A 24,671-nucleotide genomic window follows, 5' to 3' on the forward strand; every position below is an offset into this window, starting at 1 on the left:
CCCTCTTTTGATTTTATTTTTCCCTTGTGAAGGGGAAGACTCTATGGAACAATCACTTTTCTGAGAAATCGCCTTTTACAACAGCCCGCTGGGTTTGATAGATTCCTTTCTCTTTTCCTGTACGTATCTCGGCTAGCTTTGTTTCGATCATTTTCATAATTTTGTTCAAGTTTTGAGGGTCTGCTACAAAATCTAGTTCATCCCCATCGATCTGCATTTTCGGACAGACATCAAAATTTTCATACCAAGCATCATACCGTTCGTTCAACAATTTGTAGTAATCATACAAACTTGGATCATTTGCCACCTGTTCATACGAACGTCCTCGCTTACCGATCCGATCGATCATAGTCTCCAAAGAAACTTTGATGTGGATCATCAAGTCTGGTTGTTTCATTGGGGCGGAGTCTTCCAACTCACGCAGCATCGTGTTCAATAAATTGTCGTATTGCTCGACTTCCATTGGTGAGATCCTTCCAAGATCTGCATTCAAATGAAACATCATGCTGTCTTCATAAATCGAACGGTCGATCACATTGTCATCGTGAGACAAGGCTTCCCGCATTGCAAGAAAACTTTTATTCAAAAAAAAGATTTGCAACAAAAAAGCATATCTTTCTGGATTTGAGTAGAACAATGGTAACACATCGTTGTCCTCAACATTTTCATAAAATGGTTTTGAAGCCATTTCCTTCGATAAAAAATCGGTCAAACTACTTTTACCTGCTCCAATCGTTCCTGCTATCAATAACACATGCATCCATCCTTCTTACTAAAATATCGTTGAGCCATCCTTGTCTCGCTTTTTGCCTCACTGATAAACCTAACACTGAAGCTGATTCAAAACGTAGGCGTATCTTTACATGGCATTTGGTTAGCAGCAAAATACTCATAAAAGACCTTGTTTACTGATTTCTCTTTGATAACAAAAGATTTCTCGCGACTAATGTCTCAGTGGCAACCTCTCTAGTGTATCAAATCCAGCACGTATTACAAGATTGAAGGTCCTTTTTCCAATAACGGGCACTCTTCTGCTAACAGGTTGTCGTCTAAACTCGTGCGTTTCTCAGAGTCGTAATGGCGGATTCTTTATGCTTGTTTGCCTCACTTCGACACAAATCCCTGCTAAACGATTATGACAAAAACAGCGCTCCTTCCAAACTTCAAGATCCATTTTACCTAATCTTTAAAAAAAGTAAATACAATATATAGTGAACAGAGTGTAAGAAAAAGATTAAAAAATACTATATATTGTGAAGTAATGGTATCTAAAGGAAGGAAATATTCAGTCACTGCAGCTGATTTTGTTATTCATCCTTTCCCCCAAAAAACACAACACCTGCTCCCCTATCAGAAAAAAGAGCAGGTGTTGTGTTTAAAATGTTGCTATTCCACTTCAATGGATCAGCAATCAGTCGTTTTTGTCCCCTTGAATCAAAAAACAAACTCTAGCTAGGGTATATCCTTTGTGTCAGTGAACTGATTTCCGCCTCTTTCCACTAAAGAATATCTTTCCATGATCCTTAACGTAAGATTTCGATCGTTTTCTCGATTTTAACCGTTACACGACCGTTCTTGATCACATAAACCCGTTCGGGAATATCAATCAATGCATTGCTTTTCGACTTTGTATCTAACAATACAAGATCGGCTTTTTTACCAACAGCTAATCCATAATCAGCTAGTTTCAACGCTTTCGCCGTGTTGGTAGTGATCATCGGTAAAACCGTCGGCAAGTCGGCAGCCCCACCTAAGTGGGCAACTGGAACAGCTAGCATCGCAATCTGAATCAAGTCCCCATTCCCATAAGGTGTGAAGGCATTGCGGATGTTGTTGCTTCCTAAGCAGATATTTACACCACCATCTCTTAATTTGCGAATCGGAGTGACTGCACGACGCACATTATAAGGATCGTTTCTCGCCCCTAAATGAAGATCGGTGGCAGGCAATGGCATGACATTGATTTGTGCTTCCGCCATCAATGAGATGACTTCTGCTAATTTTTCAGGCGGCATCGCATGCAACGCGGTCAAATGACCTACGGAGACACGCCCGTGATAGCCTTCTTTAATGGTCTTCTCACACAGATAAACAATTGATGTCTCATCCGCTTCATCGGCGAAATCTTGATGGAGATCAATGTCTTTATCAAACTGTTTGGCAATCGAAAAAACCAAATCAATATGCTCATTGGCTGGTGCATCATTATAAGGAATTCCCCCTACAACGTCGGCACCTTTTTCCATTGCTTCGATCATCATCTTATCAGTACCAGGCGCCTTGAAGATTCCTTCTTGGGGAAATGCGACAACTTGCATATCAATCAAATCCTTGTATTCTTCTTTTAATCGCATGATTGTATCAAAGCCCGTAAATCCTTGGGCTGGATCAAACTCTGCATGAGTCCGCACAGCTGTCGTACCATGAACGATCAGCATCTCAAGTGCTTGTTTTGCCCGTTGGTATATGTCTTCCTCTGTGAAAGTTGGCTTTAATTTTGCAGTAACCGCGATAGCTTCTTGCAGTGTGCCGGAATTGTTGGGTTCACGGTCAGCGATCAATGCTTTATCCAAATGAATATGGCTTTCTACAAGACCGGGAATCAGCACTCGTCCATTGGCTTCGATGGTCTCATTTGCAACTGTTTCGATGGATGGTGCGATCTCGACGATTTTGCCAGCAGTAATGCCAACGTCTTTTAACTCTTCTCCATCCTCGATTCTTGCTTGTTTAATTAGTAGATCCATTTCTTTTCCTCCCTCTTACTTACCCAAAAACCAAACCAATGAACAACAATATAATTGAAGCAAGACTTAGCCATTTCACATTTCCTTTGACCACATCCAAAATGGGGATTTGGAATCCTGAAGATAATGCTTGCATCGTGATGTTGACGAAACTCATTTGACTGCCTAAGCCCACGCCCATTGTGACAAAACCTAAAGCAATCGGTGGGAATCCTAGGGAAACGGCGACTGGCAAAACAAGTGTCAACACTGAGCCCACATACGCTCCAGCAGGAATGCCAATCAAGACTCCGGTTAAAATCGCCACAGGTACTACAACAAATTCCGGTGCATTTTGAGCTACCCCAGCAATGACGGCAAACGTTCCTGTTTGCGCAATGATATTGATGAATGCCAAGAAGATTCCCACTTGAAAAAGACGAGTCAGAATATACGTTGATCCATCTACCATTGCTTCCACCGATTGATTCATTGAAAAATCAGTACATAAGTAAATCAATGCTAATGTGATCACCATATAAACAAGCGGTGTGAAGAAAACAAAACCAATCAACTCATTGACTAGCGGGCCGAATATAACTGCAAAAAGCAAGAAAATCGCTGGTAATGTGATTTTGAACAACTCGCCATTACTTTTTGTTTCATATTCATTTTCTGCAGAAGCTTTAAAGCCGATGTGCCGGCGCTTCGTTCCCCAAAAAGCCAAAGCGATAGCTAACACGACAAACAACAACCAAAAAGGACGCATCTCAACAACATAAGAAGAAACGCTAAAGCCGCCCAGTTTGGAAACAATACTTGATTCTAAGGAGGCAGGAGAAGTTGTAAACGAAACAGCTGCCGCTAGCGACATGGCTGCAATCAATTCTGGAACCACTCCCACTGCTGCAAAGGCCAGTGGTGCGATCACCATTGCACTGCCGCCGCCAATACCAGACATATAAGTAGCTGCTGCAAGCAAAATGACAATAAATGCAGAAACATATTCTACCTTGCCTTTTGTTCCTCGTTTAGCCAAAGTCAAAGCTGCCGTATAGCTTCCCGCTTTGAAAACAGCCATTGCCACAGCAGAATTGATGATGGGGACAGTGATACTCAACATCGTTGGCACAGCTTCCAGCAGTTGCGTATTGGCTTCTGCTAAACTGATCCCTCCGATGATCATTGCTAGTATACCAGCAACCAGTCCAGCAATGATCATATCTACCTTTCTAAATAAAAGAACTAAAACCAAGACCAATGGAACTAAAACCAAAATAGCTTTAAATCCTGTTGGTGCAACGATTTGGTCAATTGCTTCTTCAGCATGTACAGCAATGCCATAAAACATTCCTACAAACATAGCAGCAAGCAAAAAAACCCATTTTTTAAATGTTTTCATTTTTCCACGTCCTTTTTTGGATAAAAATAAATGCATTGAAAAAAACGAATGATTCAGTCTATTACGTAACTAGCAAAATAGGTTATTCCATTTAGAGAAACTCAAACGGGGCCTGCTTTCTCCTTTCTATAAAACAATTACTGCCGATTACCTATTGAAATCAAAATGAGATCACTCTTAAAAAACTACCCCTTTCACTACTTGCTATTCAGCTACAAGTTCTCTGAGCCACTCCTCCCTAAGAATCATTCACTGCACTGTCCACTACTAATAAACGGCCACAAGATGCCGTTGGTGAATCCTTTGAAGTTGTCGGACATACAAATACACCGCTTATTTGTGGGAATGATTCTTCCTTTTCTCCTTTTCTGCCTATCTTCCTGTTTTCTATTTTACGCGAATGTGAATCCGCTTTCTTTAGACGTTATTCTAAAAAAAACGATCTTTTTTTAGCCGATTGTCTAAATCATTTGCATCAAAGTGAAACAAAAGCGGCTGTTCTGCCTAATCTGACCAGCCACTTTTATCAATTATCTGGTTCCACTGAAGAATCGCTTAATCCGCTGATAGACCAGCAATTGTTTGCGGGCACGTTGAATCCGGCGATACCGATGAGGATTTTTTGGTAAAACCCTTGATGGTAATTCTCGGCTGGCCAGAAAGTCGTGGCTGGTCTAATCTCTGTGATGATTGGTTTTGCGTAATGACCTGCCCTTTGCAGCTGTTCTTTTGACGCTTCAGCAATTGCTTGTTGCTGCGGATCTCCGACAAAAATGATTGGTCGGTACTGCTTTCCCCGATCTTGAAACTGTCCACCAGCATCTGTGGGATCCGTCAACTGCCAATACAATGAGACTAGCTCCTCATACGTAATCAACCGATTGTCAAAAATGATTTCCACTGCTTCTACATGTCCGCTTAACCCGCTACTGACTTGATCGTACGTGGGATGCGGGATATTCCCGCCGGTATATCCTGAAAGAACAGAAGTGATCCCTGTTTTCTGTTCAAAAGGTTCCACCATACACCAAAAACAACCCCCCGCAAAAATGGCTGTTTCTTGATGACTCCAGTCAGCGATTTGATGTGTCTTTGTTTTTTGAGTTGTTTGAGTTGTTTCTATCCCTCTTAACTGATCATAAAAATCCTGTAAATCCGGTGTCAAGTTGCCTCGAAGTGCCAATGGTCGCAAAGCAGCTTCCAACTCTGATAGGACATTTTTTTGTTCTTGTCCGGATTCTAACCGATCTCGGGCTGCCAACAACTGGGATCGTTCCCAATCTCTTGTCCCTGGATTGATGATCAAATTGTAAAGCTGACTTAATCGTTCCTCGTCCATCCTTCTCATCCTCTCTGCCAGCAAAACTTTGAAGTGTTCCATCCTCTTGCAATTACTTGAAATGATTTATATGCAAATTACCATATTTCCTTCATCTGGCCTACTGATTCGCTTTCTGACCAAAGAAAAAATTCTCTGAATGACAAAAAAACCGAACAAATAGCGGTACAGACCATCAACATAGGAGGGTCTGAAATTCCTGTAGAACAGAAATCAGCTATCGTTCAGTTCGAGGTATTTTGCTGTTTGGTTATCTTAAGAGCATTGTTTATCTTGTTAGTGAAAAATACAATGGACTTAATTCTTCTAATGCTTCAGTCGTCAATCTCTCAACATCTTCGATGCTCTCTGATGGAAACCAAAGTTTGCCGATTTGAAAACTGCGTCCTTGCAGCTTTTCTTCAAGTTGTCTTTGTTTTTGCGGCTCTGAGAGGTATACAGCTAATGGGCAATGATCTTCTAGTTCATGTTCCACCTGTGGCCAAATATAATAATCAGCCAAATTTTTGTCTTTGCTCCATTCTTCAATCTGCCAGCGTAAGTCATTATAGGCTGCTAAACTCCCTGAACGTTGGCCACTTTTGTAATGTTGGAACATGAAATAGACTTGATATTGCTTTTGATTGATCAATGCAGCTAGGCAGGCATTTTGATTCGGATGTGCCTCATTCCGATAAGCACACCAAAAATGACTGCGCAAATTCCAACCATTCGTCCAACTCTCAACTTTCGGTTGAAGGTCTGCTGATACATTGGTTGCGACAGTCATTTGGATATGTTTCCATTTTTGCCAGCTCATCTGATAATCCTCTTTCAGCCGCTGAATTGTTTCTGGTGGGTAGATGTCTTTGAGTTGTTTAAAGGCAAATACCTCACGATCGAATAAATCAAAATCTGCCTTAGCAAATTCCATAATGTCACCTTACTTTTAAGCTCTATTTTTTAGTGGTAGTAAACAGCATCTAGGAACAATCCTTGGGAAGGCACTGTCTCTCCGGCTGCTTTTCGGACTTGATTCGTAAATATCTCATCGATCGCCGAAATGTCCATTGTACCCGCACCAATCTCTAAAATCGTCCCGGTGATGATCCGTACCATTTTATAAAGAAAGCCATCTCCTTTAAAGCGAAAACGCAGCATATCTCCTTCTCTTGTGAGTGAGAGTTCCTCGATTGTACGAGTAGTGGATTTTTTGGTCTTTTTTAATGCAGAAAAGCCAATAAAATCATGAGTGCCAATAAACTTCTCACAAGCTGCTTGCATTTTGTCCCAATCAAGCTCTTGCGGACAATGAAAACTCCGATGACGTTCAAATACGGTTGGAATCGGACTATTCCAAACATAATAACTGTATTGTTTGCCGGTCGCATTGTAACGGGCATGGAACCGTTCAGAGGCTTCTGCGACCTCTTTGATGACGATGTCTTGAGGTAGGTAGCGATTCAGGAATTGCAACATTTTTTCGGGGGACAAATTGCTTGCTGTCTTGAAATTGGCTACTTGTCCTCTCGCATGCGTCCCTGCATCTGTACGTCCAGACCCGATGATTTCGATTTTTTCATTTGTCATTTGTGTCAAAATACTTTCAATTTTCTCTTGGATCGTTCGATCAGAATCGCCTAAACGTTGCCACCCCAGATAGCGCTTGCCATCATATTCAATCGTAAGTTTAATATTTCTCATTTATTTTAATTGCTCCTGTCATCAATGATTTACCCCAAAAAACGGGTTCCCTTGCTTATCATAAGGGAACCCGTCACCGGTGTAAATGCTCTAAAGAAGATTTTAGCGATATTTCAAGAAAACAGCCAAAGATTCAAATTTCTGATGTCATTAAAAACTTTTATTTCCCAATCACTAATCTCCTTGTATAGACTGCTTGGCCCGAATGCATGACTGCATCATCGACGATGGAGACGATCCGAGCTTGTCGTGTCACAGCTGGCGTCCAGTTCTCATCAATCACTTCTGATAAGCTAGTTTCATCGATAGACTGAAGGTAATTAACTGCTAACTCGACACTAGCAGAAAGATAATCCACTAATAGTTCTTTTTGATTAACGATTACCTTGACGGCTTCTTCTGGTGTATGACGCCAATCTTCTGTATCGTCAGGCAAATCCAAAGCAAATCGCTTCGTCCAGTCCGCTAGCCAAAGTGGTTCCTGATCCGCTAATGCGGAAATCTGCAGATCGATTTCGCGAGCGGTATGCCAGATCAGCCAAGTGACTGACTTAATCAGTGGCTCCGGCATCGTGTTCGCTTCCGCGATACTCATTTGCGCCAACGTTTCTTCAAATCGTTCTTGGGCCCGTTGCAATGTCTCGATCGTCAATTGTGTTTCCTTCATGATACTCCTCCTCTTTAGTAAGTGCTTATCTTTACTCTACTACAGAAAAAGGGAGAAGCCAATGAATCAACCTGCTGGTAAAAAGGACTGAAAAATTATTCTTCCGCATAAATTTCTTTGGCTAAATTGAATGCCGACCATGCTTTAGGCCATCCGGCATAGAAAGCCAAGTGTGTGATTAATTCAACGATCTCTGCTTGAGTCACACCATTTTCTTTGGCGATTCGTAAATGAGCTTCTAATTGAGGCACACCTTGTGTCAAAAGGCTGGCAACAGTGATCAAACTACGATCTCTGGCGGACAATTCTTGTTCTCTAGACCACACTTCTCCGAATAATACGTCATCATTCAATGCCGCAAACTGAGGGGCGAAGTCACCTAACCGTTCGCTTCCTGCTGTTTGTTTTTTCATTCTCATTGCCTCCTTATTTTTGTAACTGCTGATAGTCTTCCTCCGCCACAGCTTCGAGCCATTCAGGCGTTCCGGCAGTAATAGCCAGATGTTCAAACCAACTATCTTTTGCTGCGCCATGCCAATGCTTGATGCCATCATGGGTGACGACAATATCTCCTGCTGTCAAAAATTGGGCTGGTTTTCCTTCTTCTTGATACCAGCCTTCACCACCAGTAATCAGCAAAATCTGATAACCATCATGATGAATATGCCAATTGTTGCGGCAACCTGGCTCAAAAGTTACATTCCCAACGCCAACATTGACCGAGGGGTCTGCAACTAAAGTGTTTAAATAGCTTTGTCCAACAAAGTATTGGGCATACGCTTCATTTTTTGCGCCACTTGGGAAAATCACGCCATCTTTTACCTCTTCAAATTTTGCCATTGCTTGTCTCCTCCTTGCATACCTCTTTGTCTGATACCATTGTGCCATTTTGTCAGCTTTCACAATCAATAAAGCGGCAATCCTTTCAATAACTTATAAGTTCATGTTACTGCTTGATCCACATAACGTCCAATACTTGTTAAGCTGATTTCTATGCTTGCAAAGCATGCTTGAATTTCTTCAAAAATGTTTGGACTGTCGGCGCCAAAATCGTCTCTTTCCTCCATACCAGAACACAGTTCGTTTCCAGAGGTGGCGAAAAGGGGATGAATTTTGTTTGGTTTTCTCGATGATGAATCGCTCCAGCAATTGCTAAAGCAGCACCAACATTGTTTTCGACCAATAAAAGGACATTAAAAATCAAATTGTATCTCCCGACGATCGTCAACTCTTCTTCAACGAACCCGCCCCACGTGCAAAACATTTCCATAACTTCTTTACGACTCGAACAAATCAACGGTGTGGTGAGGATGTCTGCAGGTGAGATACTGCTTTGATCAGCCAACGGGTGTTCATTTGCAACAAACAGCCCCCAGACTTCTTTCTTAGGCAATGCCAGCCGATTGTATTGATCCGTCGTTGCAGGATCAATCAAAATCGCCACATCAAGCAAGCCTTTATCAAGTTTTTCCAGAATATCATTACTAGTTCCGCTAAAAATAGTAAAAGACACTTGGGGGTGATCAGTAACCATTTCTTCGATGATTTGTGTGAGCAAATAGGAGTTTTCTGCTTCCACACAACCAATCGCAATTTGTCCATTCAGAATCGTCTCCTGATAATTGAACAATTCTTGTTCTGTTTTCTGATTCAATTCAAGAATTTCTTCTGCGCGCTTTTTTAAAAACAGACCTGCTTCTGTTAAATAAAGTTTCTTATTTTGGCGCACAAACAATTCTGTGTGCAAACGTTCTTCAAACTCTCGAATTTGTCTGCTTAAAGTGGGTTGCGTAATGTTCAGCTTTTTAGCTGCTTGGGTAATATTTTGTTCCTCGGCTATTGCTAGAAAATACTTTAATACACGAGTTTCCATCGAAAACTCCTTTCTTCTATGACACAACATTTTTCCTACTGTTATCTCAGATTTTCGGGAAAAGAACGCATCCTTATTTATCTGTAACGACGAATACTAGCTTTATTCTACCACCTAACTAGAAATTCTTGACCGCTATTCGTTTGGTTCATCCAAACAAAAAGGCCCTTCATTCACTGAAGAGAACGAAGGAACCGATAGAATTGATTTTCAGTTGTTTCTAAAGGACGTTTTTATTACAAGCGAATCGGTGTAGCAGTCTTTTGCAGAACATTGTTTAGCGCTTCAATATTTGTACGTCCTTGGGTCTGCAGCCACTCTTTCGCCGCACCTTCTCCCTGAGTCACAAAAGGCTCTACACCGTTTGCCCAGGTTGCTCGTCCACAAAGTACGCCATTGAATTTTGAGCCGGATGTTTTGGCAAATTGCAGTGTTTCTTGGAACAATTCAGCTGAAACCCCTGCACTCAAGAAAATATAGGGCAGATCCGTTGCTTCCGCTTGCTCTTTGAAATAGGCCGCCGCTTCTTCTTTAGTATAAGCAGCTTCCTCCGCATAGCCCTCTACATAGTTCATATTCACAGGGACTTCCACTTTCAAGACATCAACGCCATAGTATGCTTGCGAAAATTCTCGCATCATATCGTTTACTTTATGAGGTTTTTTCAAAGCATATTCTTTCGAAGTGGTGTCTGGGATAGCAGCATCATAAGAAACCAGTTCTAAGAAAAATGGTAGATTTTCAGCAAGACATTCCGAACCAATCCGTTCGATAAATGCCTTCTTTTGATCATTGATCTCGTCAGGTTCGTCCACATCATAATAGAGCAAAAACTTACAAGCATCCGCGCCATTTTCTTTTAGCCGTTTCACAGACCAGTTGGACAAAAGATCAGGCAAACGGCCCGGAGTTGAAGCATCATAACCGGTTTTCTCGTAGGCTAACAATAATCCAGCTTGTTCATCCCGAACTTGGGCTGCTGGCAATCCGTACTCTGGATCTAGTAAAATTGCTGAGGCATAGGGCGTCAACTCGGCTGACACGATTTTTTTGAAGGCACTGATTTGCTCTGTCGTGACTGAATGGTCTTGGAATCTGCCAATCATTTTTTTCAAAGCCCCTCGTTGATCAATGGCTAAAGCACTAATAATGCCATTTTCATTACATAGCTGTTGGATATATGCTTGCTTATTTGATAATGTCATGCTTTCACTACTTCCTTTTTTAGTTTTCTGCCAGTTTTCCATTTAAAATTTCGGCAATTTCATCAGGAGACTGTGCTTGCTTCAAACAATTTGTCACCTCTTTATGCATCAAAAGCCGTGCCACTTGAGACAATAGTTTCAAATGAGTCGTTCCCGCTTCTGAATCAGGTATAAAAAGAGCAATAATAAAATCAGTTCCTTCCCCATCCAAACTTTTCCAATCGATTTTGCTATTTAATTGGACGATGATGACATTGGCTTCTTCGATACTGTGATCTTTCGCATGAGGGATAGCAAATCCATCCATCATCCCCGTTGTACTCTCCTCTTCTCTTGTTAGCAATTTTCTATAAACAGCAGCTTGATCACTGCTGATGCCTAGAGTAACTGCTTGTGCTGCAAGGAAGGTCATTATTTCGTCTTGTGTCACAAAATCTCGCTTCATAAAAATGTGGTCTGTTTTGATCAACGTCATTTGTCTTCCTCTTTTCTATTCTTTCGCTGTTTCTTTCCATTCATCAGCTGAAACTTCTGCTTCACGTTTTTGTACACTGCGTTTTTGGATGAACCCTAAAATCACTCCACCTATGATCGAGCCAAGTAAAATCGAACCTACCCAAGCAATTTTCCCCGTGACAACCGGCAATACTAAGAAGCCGCCATGAGGAGCAGGAACTTGGACTCCAAACATATAGGTCAAAACCGCTGCGATCGATGAACCCAACATCATCGTAGGCAGAACACGCAGAGGATCTTTGGCTGCAAATGGAATCGCCCCTTCAGTAATATGCGTTGATCCTAAAATAAAGTTGACTAGCCCTGCATTGCGGTCGTTCGTATCAAAATATTTCCCAAAAAATAAGACAGCAAATCCCGTAATCAATGGTGGCGCGATACATGCCGCAGAAACACCTGCCATAAAGGTATGGTTTCCTTGAGCTAACAATGCCGTTCCCGTAACGTAAGCGGCTTTATTGACGGGACCGCCCATATCAAATGCGGACATACAGCCAACAATGATGCCTAAAATCAATGGATTCGAATTCTGGAATCCTGCCAAGAAATCCATCATACCTTGATTGATCGCCTCCATCGGGCTTGCTAACAAAGACATCACCACACCAATGACTAAAACACCAATCACTGGATATAAGAAAATAGCCTTCAATCCATCTAATTGTTTCGGTAATCCTTTCATGACTTTTTGCAAGAACAGAATAAAGTACCCAGCTAAGAATCCAGCAAAGATCCCGCCTAGAAAACCAGCGCCACCAGCATTGGCCAACAAGCCGCCGACAAATCCCACCACCAAACCAGGTCGTTTAGCAATCCCTTCAGCAATGTAAGCCGCTAAAATAGGGACCATCATTCCCATTGCTGTATCCCCAATACCTTTTAACATCGCTGATGTCGGATTATAGGTGGGATCATTAGGATCAAAAGAGTAGACACCCCAGATTGCGAATGAGATGGCGATGATCACGCCCCCTGCTACGACAAATGGCAGCATATGAGAAACACCATTCATCAGATTTTTATAAATACTATGTCCGATTCCAGCAGCCATTCCCCCATCTGCTTGCTCCAATGCATCGACCGTCTTGTTTTCTGCAATCAGCGACCCTCTCAATGCTTCTTCAATTAGCTGATCGGCATCTTTGATTCCTTTGCTGACCGGAACATTGATCACGCGTTTTCCCGCAAAACGTTCCGCTTGGACATCTTTATCTGCAGCAATAATGACCGCATCTGCATTTTTTATCTCTTCTGGCGTTAACTGGTTTTCTATCCCCACTTGTCCATGAGTCTCTACTTTAATAGCTATTCCTTTGCGTTTGGCGGCTTGTTCCAACGCTTCTTGTGCCATATAGGTATGGGCGATCCCAGTGGGACAGCCCGTTGCAGCAACAATCTTGTAAGTGGTCATTTTTTATTCGCTCCTTCTTTTGATTTCAATTTGTTCTTCCAACTCTGCAACATCCGAAAAATCAGTTAATCCCTTACGAAAAGCGGTTGAACTGCCAGCAGCTAATCCTTTCTTCAAATTGACATCCAGCGGCTCACCTGTTAAATACCCTGCAAGAAATGTTCCTAGCAACGTATCTCCGGCACATGCTGTATTCACTACTTTGCCTTTAGGAGAGTTTCCAGAGTAGACCGTATCTTTTGTCAAAAGAAGGCCGCCTTCTCCTCCCAAAGAGAGCAGCACATTTTGCGCACCACTAGCCACCAATCGTTTTGCGTAGTCGATATAGCCTTTGCGATCATTGATTTCGGTCTGATACCATGCTTGCAGCTCTTCTTCATTGGGCTTTAACAAGAAGGGCTGATAAGGCAGACATTCCAACACCTCTGAATAACTTGAATCAATAATCAGATTCACTTGCTTTTCAAAGCAAATACGACTGATTGCTATAAGAATTTTGGGCGAGACACCTTGTGGCATACTCCCAGATACACAAAGATAGTCACCAGCTTGCAAATGTCTAACTTGGTCTAGCAAAAGATTGATCTGCTTTTTTGAAATTTCAGGTCCCTTATTCACAAGTTTGTACTCCTTATTATCGCGATTTACATGCGTAAAAACGTTGATTCGCGTAAATCCCGGAACGGGAATAAAATCGGTCTGAATCGCTTGTTGATGCAAGTAGTCCTCAATATAATTACCAGTAAAACCAGCTTTGAACCCTAATGCTGTACTATCGATACCAAGTTTTTTCATGATCAATGAGACATTGACCCCTTTTCCATTGGCTTGGATATCATCATCCTTTGTGCGATTCACTTGAAATGGTTTCATCTCATCTGTTTCGATAAAAAGATCGATCGCTAGATTTAACGTACATGTATAAACAGCCATTTGCGCCCCTCCTTTCCTACAAACCTATTATGGATCACTACTTGATGTAAATGTTTTCATAAATAAACAAAACCGCTGAAAACTTTTACAAGAAATACTTCATGACCTTGAAGTAGGTGAATCTTTCGATTTACAATAAAGACTAGCTGAAGGGAGGCAGAACATGGATACAAAATTAAGTGAGTCAGAGCAATACCTGTGGGATTTTATCCAAAGTCATATCCTTGAGATTCCGTCTTGCTCCATTATAAAATTAAGTGAATATGCAAACGTTTCAACGGCGACTGTTGTTCGTACCATGAAGAAAAAAGGATACGAGGGGTTTACTGCTTTCAAGCATTCACTAAAAGAAAAAGATAATACCAATATCAATTTTGCAGCGCTTGATAAGGTGGACGAAGGGATAAAGACGGCGATTCTAAAGAATGAACAAGAAGTGATCCGCACGATCAATATGGTGGAAAGCGGCAATATCGAAGACGCGATCCAACGAATCAAAGCTGCTAGACGAATCATGATTTTTGCTCGTGGATTTTCTGAACTGATTGCTCAAGAAATGATGGTCAAATTTCAGCTTACTGGCAAATACTGTGAGATGCATACCGATCCCAACATCATTAAGAACATCAGTAAGAAACTATCGAAGGAAGATATCGTGATCTTCGTTTCTTTAAATGGTGAAACCAAAGAATTGATCACCGCAGCTGAAAACTGTTATGAAGCGGAGATCGGTACCATTCTGCTGACAGCCAATCGGCACTCTAGCTTAATGGCGCATATCGAAATTCCTTTTGTTGGCTTCAAATCAGAAGGCTCCTTCTTTCCAGACTATGAAGTTCGTTCAAGACTGCCCCTCTCGATCCTTGCTAGAATCTTGCTCGACGCGTATGCGCTGCGGACTGCAGAATCAAAGAGGTACTGATATCTTGAGAAAATCATAACCGGTAAGGAAACTGTAGTTGATTTGAGATTTTTCAAAATGAAATGATTCACGCTGAACGCATTGTTTTTGCAGTTATTCATATAGAATTCGATACTCGTCAAACGATGGGGTTCTTTGATTTTTATCCAGTTAAATTTGCTTATATTTTTTTCGTCAAAAAATGATCATCCGAAAAAAATCTTTCGATTTGATAAAGCGGTTCGTAACCGTCTATCTGATCGAAAGATTTTTTTGAACTGTTTGCGTATAGAAATGCTTCCTTTATTTCGCCTCCTGATTATCGTCGGTACGAAACGTCAGGCATTAGGAGTCAGCAACTTTACTGGATAACTTAACTCGAATAACTAAAACCTAAAACTTAGTAGAATGTTTCATCGTATGCATGAATTTAACCCAACAACTGCGACTATCACCAGCCCGCTCTTGCTTAATTCAAATCAATTGGTTGAATAAAATCAACCTGCCATTTCCTCTCTTTCTCAGAATAGTTAAAATACCATAGTTGAGAAAAAGATTGTTTTCGATGTTTATTTCCTGAGAGGATCTGCTTACTCACCCGGTCTTCCACATAATCGCAACAACTGAAATCAATCCGAATGGAGAAGCTGTCTGCACGAAGTTGTCGATAATTCTCCACTTGATGTAGGATGACTTTCTTTGTATGATTTTTTATACCATCCTCTTTATTCTGTTGCAATACTTGACTGTGTTCCAACAATAGTTTGTCAGTATAGTGTCTGCTTGCTTTTTCAAGTGCTTCTTGATCCCAAGCGGTTTGGATCGCAAAAAAAGTCTGTTGGATTTCGTCAAGCAGTTTTTTCTTTTCCTTTTTATTACCAGGAATTTGAGCGAATAAATCATTCCTTCTGGTTCGTTGGTCTTTTTTTCGTTTAACTAAAGAGAGAATCGCGGCTCCGCCTACTGACGCCCCAACCAAAACATAATTTTCTATAACTGATGATGAACCATAGGGGCTATAATATCCATACCCTCGTCCTCCCCAAGAAGCTCTGGAATAATGATCCGAATAGTCATCAAATGTAGTGATGCCGCCAGAACCACTCCCCGACCCGCCGCCACGTGTCGAACCACCGCCGTGTCCCCCAGCAACTGCCATTCCCTGCACTGGCAGAGCAAACAAAAAGAATAAACTAAGTAAAAAAGCCATAAAGTAGTGTTTCTTCATTGGATACCCTCTTTTGTCTGACTCAGAAAGCCCGACAATTTTTTCAAAATCTTTTTCATGCCATTCAGTTCCAAGTGTTCTTCATCTTAGCACTGTTTAACGATTGGCAAGCTGAATAAATGCATTTTTCAATGATTCATTCGCTGTCTCTTTAAAATACAGATAATTGTTTTGATTTCCTTGATTTTGTTGTGTGATTAGAACTTTTGGCTGCTTTTGCTGGAAGCCAAAGAAATAGAGATGCCCTCCAGCTGGTGTAGCATGGTCGATGTCCGAATAGATTGCCACGATCTGAAAATCGGCTTGTCCCTCACCATTTTCTGACCACTCCACCGAGACGGGCGTTTGATTAATGACGGTTGTCCATTTACCATCAAAAATATCTTGAGGTACTTGGAGACCATAGTAATTTGCTTGCACATGGTCGTCATAGCTTCGATATTGCTGCCCCATTTCTTGTCCCCAGCTCTGCATAAACGTCGCAAGCTCTGCAGTCTTGGAATCATCCCACAAAACGTGTGTCACTGGTTGACTTGCTTGTGCAGTATTCGTGGAAGCTTGTGGTTGTGCGCTTTGCTCATTTGACGATTGTTGTTCAGATGATTCAGTGGTCCTGCTTTTAGACGCTTCGGTACTCGTAGCGTTAGCTGATTTGGTTGAAGTTGATTGAGACGTGCTTGACTCCGTTGTCACGACTTTTTCTGTAGAAGATGTTTCCTCTGTTTTATTTGCGGAACAGCCAGCAAAAAAAAGCAGGAGTCCCATTGTTGTTACTAGCATTTTTTTCATTTATTAAACCACCCTTAAGGAGTATTCAGTGTACATATAGTAGCAGACCATATACTAAATGCTTACTAAATTTTTACGAAGTTTTTTCTCACAACTTCCTCATACATGAGATTGATAAATAACATTACATGGCATTGGTATGGATTTAGAACTGCGAAGGTTACTTTTAGGACCATAAAAATAAAAAAACAGTTTAGTGTAGTTGTTTTGAAAACATTGAATCCTTTGCGCTTTTCTTCGCAAGTTTGCTTAAATATTTCAACTAATGACAAAATGCTCGTTTGTTCCCTAAGAGTTGCGGTTCGCCTTTTTTGATGCCTTTGGTCGACTAGCTATTTTTCCCAGCTTTGCAATAAAATAGTCCAACCATCGAATCAAGATGATTGGACCTTTTGACGCAAGTTGACTTTCCAAACAACTTTGCTCTCAATTTTTTTTGATGTTTAATCCTTAATTATTTTCTTTAACCAAAGAAGCTCCATTAGTCGCAATCACCTGTTTGTACCAGTAAAAGCTATCCTTTTTAAACCGATCATAGGTTCCGTTCCCTTCATCATCCGCATCCACATAGATAAATCCATATCGTTTTGACATTTGAGAAGTCGACGCACTTACTAAGTCAATACATCCCCACGTAGTATAACCCATTACTTCAACGCCTTCTCTGATGGCTTCATTGACCGCTTTAAAATGGTCTTCAAAATACTTTATGCGATAATCATCATGCACTTTTCCATCTTCAAACGCATCAAAAGCACCAATCCCGCTTTCAACAATGAACAGAGGCATTCTATAACGATCGTACATGTCGATTAATGCAATTTTCAATCCTGTTGGATCTACTTGCCAACCCCAATCACTCGTATCAAGATAGGGGTTCTTCACGCTGGTGACTAAATTTCCGCCAACTTTTTCCCGATCTTCTTCATCTTCTGTTTTAATCATAGACATGTAGTAGCTAAAAGAGACAAAGTCCACTGTGTGTTGCTGAATGATTTCCTCATCCCCTTCCAACATTTCAATAGTAAAATTATTCTCTCTCCAATAATTTTTGACAAAAGTCGGATACGTTCCAAAAACCTGCACATCAGAAAAAAAGTAGTTCTCCCGATTATGTTGTTGGGCTAGCATCACGTCCACTGGATTTGAGGTTAACGGATAAGCTAAAGCTCTTGTAACCATGCACCCCACCTGCGCATTAGGAATGATTTGATGGGCATATTTAGTCGCTAGGGAACTAGCTACAAACTGATGATGTAGCGCTTGATAAATGGCCTCTTCAGCTTCTTTTTTTGTTTTGTACTTTTCTTCCACCACTCCCATCGTAGTGAAGGGATGTCTAAAGACGCTATCGATTTCATTGAAAGTCAGCCAATTGGTCACGTAATGTCCAAAATTTTCAAAACAAGTTTTACTAAATCGAACAAACATGTCGATCACCTCTCGGGAAACCCAGCCGTCATATTCATTGACTAAATATAATGGCATTTCATAATGAGACAATGTGACTAGAGGTTCAATCCCATTCTTCTTCATCTCTTTGAATAAGCCCACGTAAAAATCGATCCCAGCTTGATTCGGTTCACTTTCAATACCTTTTGGATATAATCTTGTCCATGCGATAGATACCCTTAAGCATTTCAGGCCCATTTCTTTAAATAATGCCAGGTCTTCTTTGTAACGATGATAAAAATCGATTCCTCGTCTTTTCGGAAATAACTTATCGTTTTTTGACTGCATGGCTTCCTCAATTTGTTCAGGAGACACGTGCCATTGACTGATATAATCTGTCCTATCTACATCGGGTTTGTACATTGCGACATCTGCTACCGACATCCCTTTTCCATCAACGTTCCAGGCCCCTTCTACTTGATTCGCTGCAATTGCTCCGCCCCAAAGAAAGTTCTTAGGAAAATAGCTTTTATTCATTCGATTACCTCTTTCAGATTGTTGTTTTTATGCTAACATTTCTGTTTGTATCGTTTTTTTTCCAGTGAAAGTTTGGATGATTTTACCCTTAGAGTCGATAATGTCTACCTCATCAAGATCATCCAAATTGGTTACTACAAGGATCGTGGTTGGATCATAGCCTTCAGACTGGATGCCTTCAATATCCACACTTCCGATTCTTTGCCCCTTTTGGATGTCATCGCCTGCTTTAACAGCTAAATCAAAATAGTTGCCGTTTAATTCAACGGTATTGATGCCAATATGAATCAATACTTCTACACCAGATGTTGACTTTAATCCAATCGCATGTTTTGTAGGAAAAACCAGTTCGACCTTTCCACTAAATGGTGCTTTAATTACGCCATCAGTTGGTATTACAGCAAATCCGTCACCCATCGTTTTTTCTGAAAACACTGGATCGTTGACTTTTTCTAACTCAATCACTTCCCCATCCAATGGTAAACTGATTGTATTGACTTGACCTTCTGTTTCTTCATTACTTGATGAAGATTCTTCTCCCAGTCCAAAAGCAAAAGTTAAAATTGCTGACAGGAAGAAAGCAAGAGCGATTCCGATGAGGTAATAAACAAAGGTATCACCCAAAAAGGCTGGTAACGTTGTTAATGCTGGAAAAACATAGACAATCGCCTTTGTCTGCATTGCTCCCATGAAAGCTCCAGCAATTCCACCTGCGATTGTTTGGGCAATCAATGGTTTTTTATATTTTACCGACAAGCCATAGACGATGGGTTCAGTTATCCCACCAAGTAAAGCGGGTACAATCGCAGATAGCGAGAGCACTTTAACATTTTTATCTTTGCTTCTTAAAAATACGCCTAACGCCACACCTGCACTTGCAAAAGTGGCAGCCGCAACCATAGGTCGAATAACGTCATAACCATAGACTGCAAGATTATTGATCATGATTGGCACAACACCCCAATGAATGCCAATCATTACCAAGAAAGTCCATCCTGCCCCAATAATCAAACCAGCCAGTAACCCACTGCGGTCACTGATAAAGTTCATAGCGCTTCCAATCCCATCCCCTAATGTAACGCCGATTGGTCCAACAACTAGCACTGTTAGCGGAACCATAATAAGAAGGGCAACCATTGGCAACAAAAAAATTTCTAAACTCTTTGGAATCATTCGCTTTAGCAGCGTTTCTAACTTTGAATAGAGGTAAATGGAAATAATCGCAGGAATGACAGTTCCAGAATACCCCATTAAAATTGCTGGAATACCTAAGAAATCAACCGTTACACCATTTTCTGTGACTAATGCTGTGAAATTAGGCTCTAAAAGTGCTGCTACAATTGCTAATGAAATAAATTGATTTGTTCTAAACACTCTGGCCGCACTAAAAGCCAAAAATAACGGTAAGAAGAAAAATACACTATTGCCGGCTGCTGAAAGAATCTTATAGGTACTTCCATCTGCTGACATAAAATGATAGGTCGTTAAAACCACTAACAAGGCTTTAATCATTCCTGCCCCAGCTAAAGGCATAATAATCGGATTAAAAATGGAAGACAGTGTATTAAAGAAGCGGATGAAGATATTTCCAGATCGATCATCATCTAATGCTTCCGACTCGTCTGATCCCAAGGCGCTTTTAATGTCATAGTTAGCCATGATCGTTTTATAGACATCTTCCACTTCATTTCCAATAACGACTTGGTACTGATTATTTGCTTCGACGACGGACAAGACACCGGGAATCTTCTTAATTTCATCGGTATTTTTTTGTGCAATACTTTCATCTTTTAACTTGAATCTCAATCTAGTGATACAGTGATAAAGACTAATGATATTCTCTGTTCCACCAACATAATCAATAATACTTTTGGAAAGAGCACTATAATTTTTCCCCATTGTTACAACTCCTATCAATTTTGTTTATGTTTGTTATAATACATGTGTAATATACAATTTTTTCAACATATTAAATGAAAATTTCGTTTTTTGGAAACTCTTTCACAGATAGGAGCTAGTATTTATGGGACCCTTAATTATTAGACTATTGACTGTTCTTAACAATGAAACAACTTCTTCTACCTACTACCATATCGCTCAGACACTTTTGAATAACTATAGCATTATCGATAAATCAAGTATCTCTGATATAGCTACTTTATGCACTGTCTCTAAATCAACCATTTCAAAATTTGCTCGTTCCATCGGATTTGAAGATTATTATGAATTAAAAAAATCCTCAACCTTTGCTGAAAATAAATACCATTTCGATTTAAATTACATTTCAAATATTATCAACCCAATTGAAAAAAATGGTTATGATGATTATTTAGATGCCATCATTAAAGATATTAGTGCGTTCAAACAGCAAAGCAACATGAGAAGTATTGATGAGTTAGCAAAATGTCTGACTACCTATAATAAAGTAGGTGCTTTTGGACTGCTATTTTCCGAATCAGCAGCCATTGATTTTCAATACAAATTGGCTTATGCGGGAAAGTTTATTATTACTTATCAAAGTGATCTCAAACAAATCGAATTCATAGAACAAGCCGATGAAGAGACACTATTGATTATTTTTTCTAACTCTGGCGGTTTTTTACAGCGACAACAACTTAGAGATGATATACCCTACAGAAATGTATTTGAAAACACAAAAGCCAAGATTTTCGTAATCACAGCAAATGAAGAGGTTCGTAACTATCGTTTCGTTCATGATGTTATTCTTTTCCCTCATGAGACTATTTTTCAAACCCATTCTTTTATCTATCAAATCATTATGGATATCATCGTTAGTAAATATCGACAGTATCTTGAACCTCCAACAATCTCTCCCAAACAATAATAACCTACGAATGAAATTGACAAAAGAACTGCTAGTGATGAGAAACCTATCACTAGCAGTTCTTTTTGAGGTTTTATTTTTTAATTAGGAAGAAGTAGTCATCTACCATTATTAGCAAATATGCCGGCAATACTTTTCCAATGTATTTCTTCTCAATTGCAACTTCCATCTAACTATTGTCTATAAGGTTTTCTTTCTTAGAAAAATCAATTATCAGCATTTTTGTTATTTAAGTTATCCCGTCATATCATTTTAGTGTTGGGCTTTTCTTGAAACACTTTTCTAATGATTAATATATGCAATTGCACTTCCACTACCAAATTTAATCTCCGGCAACGATCGTTTGTATAAATTCAGCTCTCTTAACGTATCATCTCTTTGAGAGAGTGCACGAAACGCATGGCGTGTCCGTCCGTTTTCGTTTTTCTTCGATTCTGAATATTGAGAGGAGACTTTATATGCAGCAACAACCGCATTATCTGCTCCAGTATTAATCGCTATAATGTAGCGAATCCGATGAATTTTATCACGACCAATTACCCAATTACCTAGCGTACGAGATTTTAAATTATGATCATCACGAAATTTGTCGTCAATCGGATATTCATCTGACTCATCTTTACAAAGTTCAAAAGCATCTCTCACTTTTACTGCTAAGACCAACTCATCCGTTGCTATTTGATTTACAGATATGGGTTGAAATCCATATCGCTCTTCTACCTCTTCCACTAGCATTGGCTTAGAACCATGTCCTTTTACTAAATTCGTCAAAGAGAGTCCTTGAATCAGTTGAGCATAATTAATCAACGCATTTTCACTAGCGTAAGCTTCATTCTCAGTTAATCCATAGCTAAGTATATAACTCAATGGTTGCAGATTCATTCCGTTTATTTCTTGGATAGTTTTTATTTTTAATGTTCTAGCTGATTCATCTTCTTCAAAATAATCAGATTGACTTAACATACTTAGAGCCGCTTGACGATGTGCAAAAATACGGTTACCTTTGCCTTTCCCAATATAAAAAGTCTGGTTGTTTCTAGGATCAACCAAACAATAAACATAGTAAGGATGTTGCTCATCTTTTTGCAACGCAGCTAAAGTAGATGCAGAAAAATGGTTAAGTTCACTCATTTGTTACTCCTCTGTTTTACTATTTTTTCTTTCGTGGAGAAAACACCCTCACTTATGATAAGGCGCGCCTGTATTGATGCGAAAAGCACGATAGATTTGTTCGACTAGAATCAGTTTCATTAACTGATGGGGATAGGTCATTTTGCCGAAAGAGATTTGGGTGTCGCTGCGCTGCATCACTTCTTGGCTGAGACCTAAGGAGCCGCCGATTACGAAGACTAGTTGGCTTTTGCCTTGGATTCCTAATTGCTCGATCTGCTGGGCAAAAGCTTCACTGGTGGGATTTTTGCCTTCAATCGCTAATGCAAAGACGTATTCCTGGTCTTTGATCTTTGCCAAGATTTTCTTACCTTCTTTTTCTTTCACTTGAAGCATTTCAGCTTCACTCATGCTTTCTGGAGCTTTTTCATCAGGAACTTCCACGAATTGGATTTTGCAATAAGCGCCTAATCGTTTCACGTATTCATTGATTCCTTGAATCAGATATTTCTCTTTTAATTTGCCTACTGTGACGATTTTAATATTCATAACCACTCACCTTCCGCTATCATTATAATGGAATTTCTTTCTAGAATATATGTCGAGATGGATTTTTCTTTTATAATAGTATGTCTCGTTTCAAGCAATCCTCTTCTTACTAAAAAAAGAAATTTCATTGTTTTGGTCTAAATCCTCCCTATCTTCTTCATATTTTTTTCAAAATCTCTTAGTAGACTATTGTCAGAAAGAAAGAATATAATAAATACATACAAACAATTCAATAGGGGGAATAACAAATGGTACGAAAAAATGTGACACCAGGAAGAAAACCTTCTTCCGGTTTATTAAAAAAATTAGGTATTGGCATTCTTGGCGGAGTAGTTGGTGGTTTGTTGACCTTCGGCGGACTTTATCTGGCGATGGGCTCTTCTTTGACTTCACCTGGAACGACTGCAACCAGCGGTGTTCAAGATAACAATGGACAAACGAAAGTCTCCAATGTTAAATATGATGTCAACAGCGATGTAACAAAAGCAGTCGAAAAAGTGCAAGGAGCAGTCGTTTCGATCATCAACTTGCAACAAAATAATGCGAATGGCCTCGAAGGGTTATTTGGCTCTGGTCAGCAAGGTGGTCAAGGATCAGGGACTGAGAATTCAGGCGATGACAGTTCACTAGAAGCTTCTTCTGAAGGAAGTGGCGTGATTTATAAAGTAGATGGTGACAAAGCGTATATCGTTACGAATAACCACGTAGTAGAAGGACAAGATGGTTTGGAAGTCGTTCTCTCTGATGGCACAAAAGTCAAAGCTGAATTAGTCGGAACAGACGCTTACACTGACCTTGCTGTTTTACGCATCTCTTCTGATAAAGTAGACACGGTTGCTTCTTTCGGCGATTCTGATTCACTAAAAGTTGGCGAACCAGCAATTGCGATTGGTTCTCCATTAGGATCTAGCTTTGCAAATTCTGTAACGCAAGGGATTGTTTCTTCTCTGAATCGTCAAGTAACGAACCAAAATGAATCTGGTGAAGCAGTCAGCATCAATGCGATTCAAACAGATGCAGCGATCAACCCAGGAAACTCTGGTGGTCCACTGATCAACGTTGAAGGACAAGTGATCGGAATCAACTCTAGCAAGATCGCCAGCACTTCTGAATCAACATCAAGTGTCAGCGTAGAAGGAATGGGCTTCGCGATCCCAAGTAACGACGTTGTCGATATTATCAACCAATTAGAAAAAGACGGCAAAGTTGTTCGTCCAGCATTGGGTATTCGAACAATCAACTTAAGCTCAATCACTTCGCAACAACAAGAACAAATCTTGAAAGTACCATCTTCTGTCACTGACGGAGTAGTCGTATACTCAGTAAATAACGCGACACCAGCTGAACAAGCAGGATTGAAACAATACGATGTCATCACGAAAATCGATGATACCGACATCAGCACAACCACAGATCTACAATCTGCACTGTACAAGCACAAAGTCGGTGATACGATCACAGTGACGTTCTACCGCGGCAAAGAAGAAAAAACAGCCAAAGTCGTTCTATCTGTAGATACTTCGATCAATGAACAATCGACTGACAGCAGCAACTAAATTCAAGTC

At 40.3% G+C, this 24,671-nt stretch carries 22 protein-coding genes and 1 pseudogene; 3 read left to right on the plus strand and 20 right to left on the minus strand.

What is annotated here, in order from left to right:
* Window positions 1-52 precede the first annotated feature (52 nt).
* From FE005_RS00130 to pfkB, 14 genes and pseudogenes are all read right to left on the minus strand, one after another.
* Window positions 53-760 (minus strand): deoxynucleoside kinase, encoded by a 708-nt coding sequence (locus FE005_RS00130; RefSeq protein ID WP_060814549.1) that lies wholly within the window; start codon window positions 758-760, stop codon window positions 53-55.
* A gap of 763 nt (window positions 761-1,523) precedes the next feature.
* Window positions 1,524-2,747, minus strand: a complete 1,224-nt coding sequence (locus FE005_RS00135) for an amidohydrolase family protein (RefSeq protein ID WP_029486537.1) — start codon at window positions 2,745-2,747, stop codon at window positions 1,524-1,526.
* Between the two features lie 19 nt (window positions 2,748-2,766).
* Window positions 2,767-4,128: a citrate transporter gene (locus FE005_RS00140; RefSeq protein ID WP_138371086.1), complete on the minus strand. Its 1,362-nt coding sequence runs from the start codon at window positions 4,126-4,128 to the stop codon at window positions 2,767-2,769.
* Window positions 4,129-4,658: 530 nt separating this feature from the next.
* A pseudogene (gene msrA, locus FE005_RS00145) lies at window positions 4,659-5,467 on the minus strand (peptide-methionine (S)-S-oxide reductase MsrA).
* A gap of 268 nt (window positions 5,468-5,735) precedes the next feature.
* Window positions 5,736-6,380 carry a glucose-6-phosphate 1-dehydrogenase family protein gene (locus FE005_RS00150; RefSeq protein WP_081131530.1) on the minus strand — a complete coding sequence of 215 codons (645 nt, stop codon included), beginning with the start codon at window positions 6,378-6,380 and terminating at the stop codon, window positions 5,736-5,738.
* A 29-nt stretch (window positions 6,381-6,409) separates the two neighbouring features.
* Window positions 6,410-7,150, minus strand: coding sequence for a tRNA pseudouridine(38-40) synthase TruA (gene truA / locus FE005_RS00155; RefSeq protein ID WP_138371087.1), 741 nt, complete (start codon window positions 7,148-7,150; stop codon window positions 6,410-6,412).
* Window positions 7,151-7,310: 160 nt separating this feature from the next.
* Window positions 7,311-7,817, minus strand: a complete 507-nt coding sequence (locus FE005_RS00160) for a DinB family protein (RefSeq protein ID WP_081131531.1) — start codon at window positions 7,815-7,817, stop codon at window positions 7,311-7,313.
* A 95-nt stretch (window positions 7,818-7,912) separates the two neighbouring features.
* The gene (locus tag FE005_RS00165; RefSeq protein WP_005470766.1) at window positions 7,913-8,230 is read right to left on the minus strand and encodes a carboxymuconolactone decarboxylase family protein; all 318 of its coding nucleotides are present in this window, start codon (window positions 8,228-8,230) and stop codon (window positions 7,913-7,915) included.
* 13 nt (window positions 8,231-8,243) lie between these two features.
* Window positions 8,244-8,657: a cupin domain-containing protein gene (locus FE005_RS00170; protein ID WP_005470765.1), complete on the minus strand. Its 414-nt coding sequence runs from the start codon at window positions 8,655-8,657 to the stop codon at window positions 8,244-8,246.
* 151 nt (window positions 8,658-8,808) lie between these two features.
* Entirely contained in the window at window positions 8,809-9,690 is an 882-nt protein-coding gene (locus FE005_RS00175) for a LysR family transcriptional regulator (RefSeq protein ID WP_138371088.1), read from the minus strand.
* Window positions 9,691-9,926: 236 nt separating this feature from the next.
* The gene (gene lacD, locus FE005_RS00180) at window positions 9,927-10,895 is read right to left on the minus strand and encodes a tagatose-bisphosphate aldolase (RefSeq protein WP_138371089.1); all 969 of its coding nucleotides are present in this window, start codon (window positions 10,893-10,895) and stop codon (window positions 9,927-9,929) included.
* A gap of 19 nt (window positions 10,896-10,914) precedes the next feature.
* Window positions 10,915-11,370, minus strand: a complete 456-nt coding sequence (locus tag FE005_RS00185) for a fructose PTS transporter subunit IIA (protein WP_005470755.1) — start codon at window positions 11,368-11,370, stop codon at window positions 10,915-10,917.
* A 15-nt stretch (window positions 11,371-11,385) separates the two neighbouring features.
* A complete protein-coding gene (locus tag FE005_RS00190; protein ID WP_138371090.1) occupies window positions 11,386-12,822 on the minus strand; it encodes a PTS fructose transporter subunit IIC in 1,437 nt (478 codons plus the stop codon).
* Between the two features lie 3 nt (window positions 12,823-12,825).
* A complete protein-coding gene (pfkB, locus tag FE005_RS00195; protein ID WP_081131535.1) occupies window positions 12,826-13,755 on the minus strand; it encodes a 1-phosphofructokinase in 930 nt (309 codons plus the stop codon).
* A 163-nt stretch (window positions 13,756-13,918) separates the two neighbouring features.
* Here pfkB and FE005_RS00200 point away from each other — a divergent pair, with 163 nt between their 5' ends.
* Entirely contained in the window at window positions 13,919-14,677 is a 759-nt protein-coding gene (locus tag FE005_RS00200; RefSeq protein ID WP_138371091.1) for a MurR/RpiR family transcriptional regulator, read from the plus strand.
* A gap of 448 nt (window positions 14,678-15,125) precedes the next feature.
* Here the strand turns inward: FE005_RS00200 and FE005_RS00205 are convergent, their stop codons facing one another.
* The 4 genes from FE005_RS00205 to FE005_RS00220 form a co-directional block, all read right to left on the minus strand.
* Window positions 15,126-15,884, minus strand: a complete 759-nt coding sequence (locus FE005_RS00205) for a TIM44-like domain-containing protein (RefSeq protein WP_138371092.1) — start codon at window positions 15,882-15,884, stop codon at window positions 15,126-15,128.
* A 96-nt stretch (window positions 15,885-15,980) separates the two neighbouring features.
* The gene (locus FE005_RS00210) at window positions 15,981-16,673 is read right to left on the minus strand and encodes a DUF4767 domain-containing protein (RefSeq protein WP_230320938.1); all 693 of its coding nucleotides are present in this window, start codon (window positions 16,671-16,673) and stop codon (window positions 15,981-15,983) included.
* 450 nt (window positions 16,674-17,123) lie between these two features.
* On the minus strand, window positions 17,124-18,602 hold the full coding sequence (locus FE005_RS00215; protein WP_138371093.1) for a glycoside hydrolase family 1 protein: 1,479 nt from the start codon (window positions 18,600-18,602) through the stop codon (window positions 17,124-17,126).
* Between the two features lie 27 nt (window positions 18,603-18,629).
* Window positions 18,630-20,501 (minus strand): beta-glucoside-specific PTS transporter subunit IIABC, encoded by a 1,872-nt coding sequence (locus FE005_RS00220; RefSeq protein ID WP_138371094.1) that lies wholly within the window; start codon window positions 20,499-20,501, stop codon window positions 18,630-18,632.
* A gap of 124 nt (window positions 20,502-20,625) precedes the next feature.
* Between FE005_RS00220 and FE005_RS00225 the strand changes: the two genes are divergently transcribed.
* On the plus strand, window positions 20,626-21,447 hold the full coding sequence (locus FE005_RS00225; protein WP_103300988.1) for a MurR/RpiR family transcriptional regulator: 822 nt from the start codon (window positions 20,626-20,628) through the stop codon (window positions 21,445-21,447).
* Window positions 21,448-21,729: 282 nt separating this feature from the next.
* Here the strand turns inward: FE005_RS00225 and FE005_RS00230 are convergent, their stop codons facing one another.
* Together FE005_RS00230 and rlmH are read right to left on the minus strand one after the other, a co-directional pair.
* Window positions 21,730-22,578, minus strand: a complete 849-nt coding sequence (locus tag FE005_RS00230; RefSeq protein WP_138371095.1) for a hypothetical protein — start codon at window positions 22,576-22,578, stop codon at window positions 21,730-21,732.
* Between the two features lie 48 nt (window positions 22,579-22,626).
* A complete protein-coding gene (gene rlmH / locus FE005_RS00235) occupies window positions 22,627-23,106 on the minus strand; it encodes a 23S rRNA (pseudouridine(1915)-N(3))-methyltransferase RlmH (RefSeq protein ID WP_081131541.1) in 480 nt (159 codons plus the stop codon).
* Window positions 23,107-23,354: 248 nt separating this feature from the next.
* On the opposite strand from rlmH, the gene FE005_RS00240 reads away from it, so the two are divergent.
* A complete protein-coding gene (locus FE005_RS00240) occupies window positions 23,355-24,662 on the plus strand; it encodes a S1C family serine protease (RefSeq protein ID WP_060814535.1) in 1,308 nt (435 codons plus the stop codon).
* Window positions 24,663-24,671 lie beyond the last annotated feature (9 nt).

This window comes from Enterococcus sp. M190262 (genome assembly GCF_005843965.1).
Classification (GTDB): Bacteria; Bacillota; Bacilli; order Lactobacillales; family Enterococcaceae; genus Enterococcus_D; species Enterococcus_D gallinarum.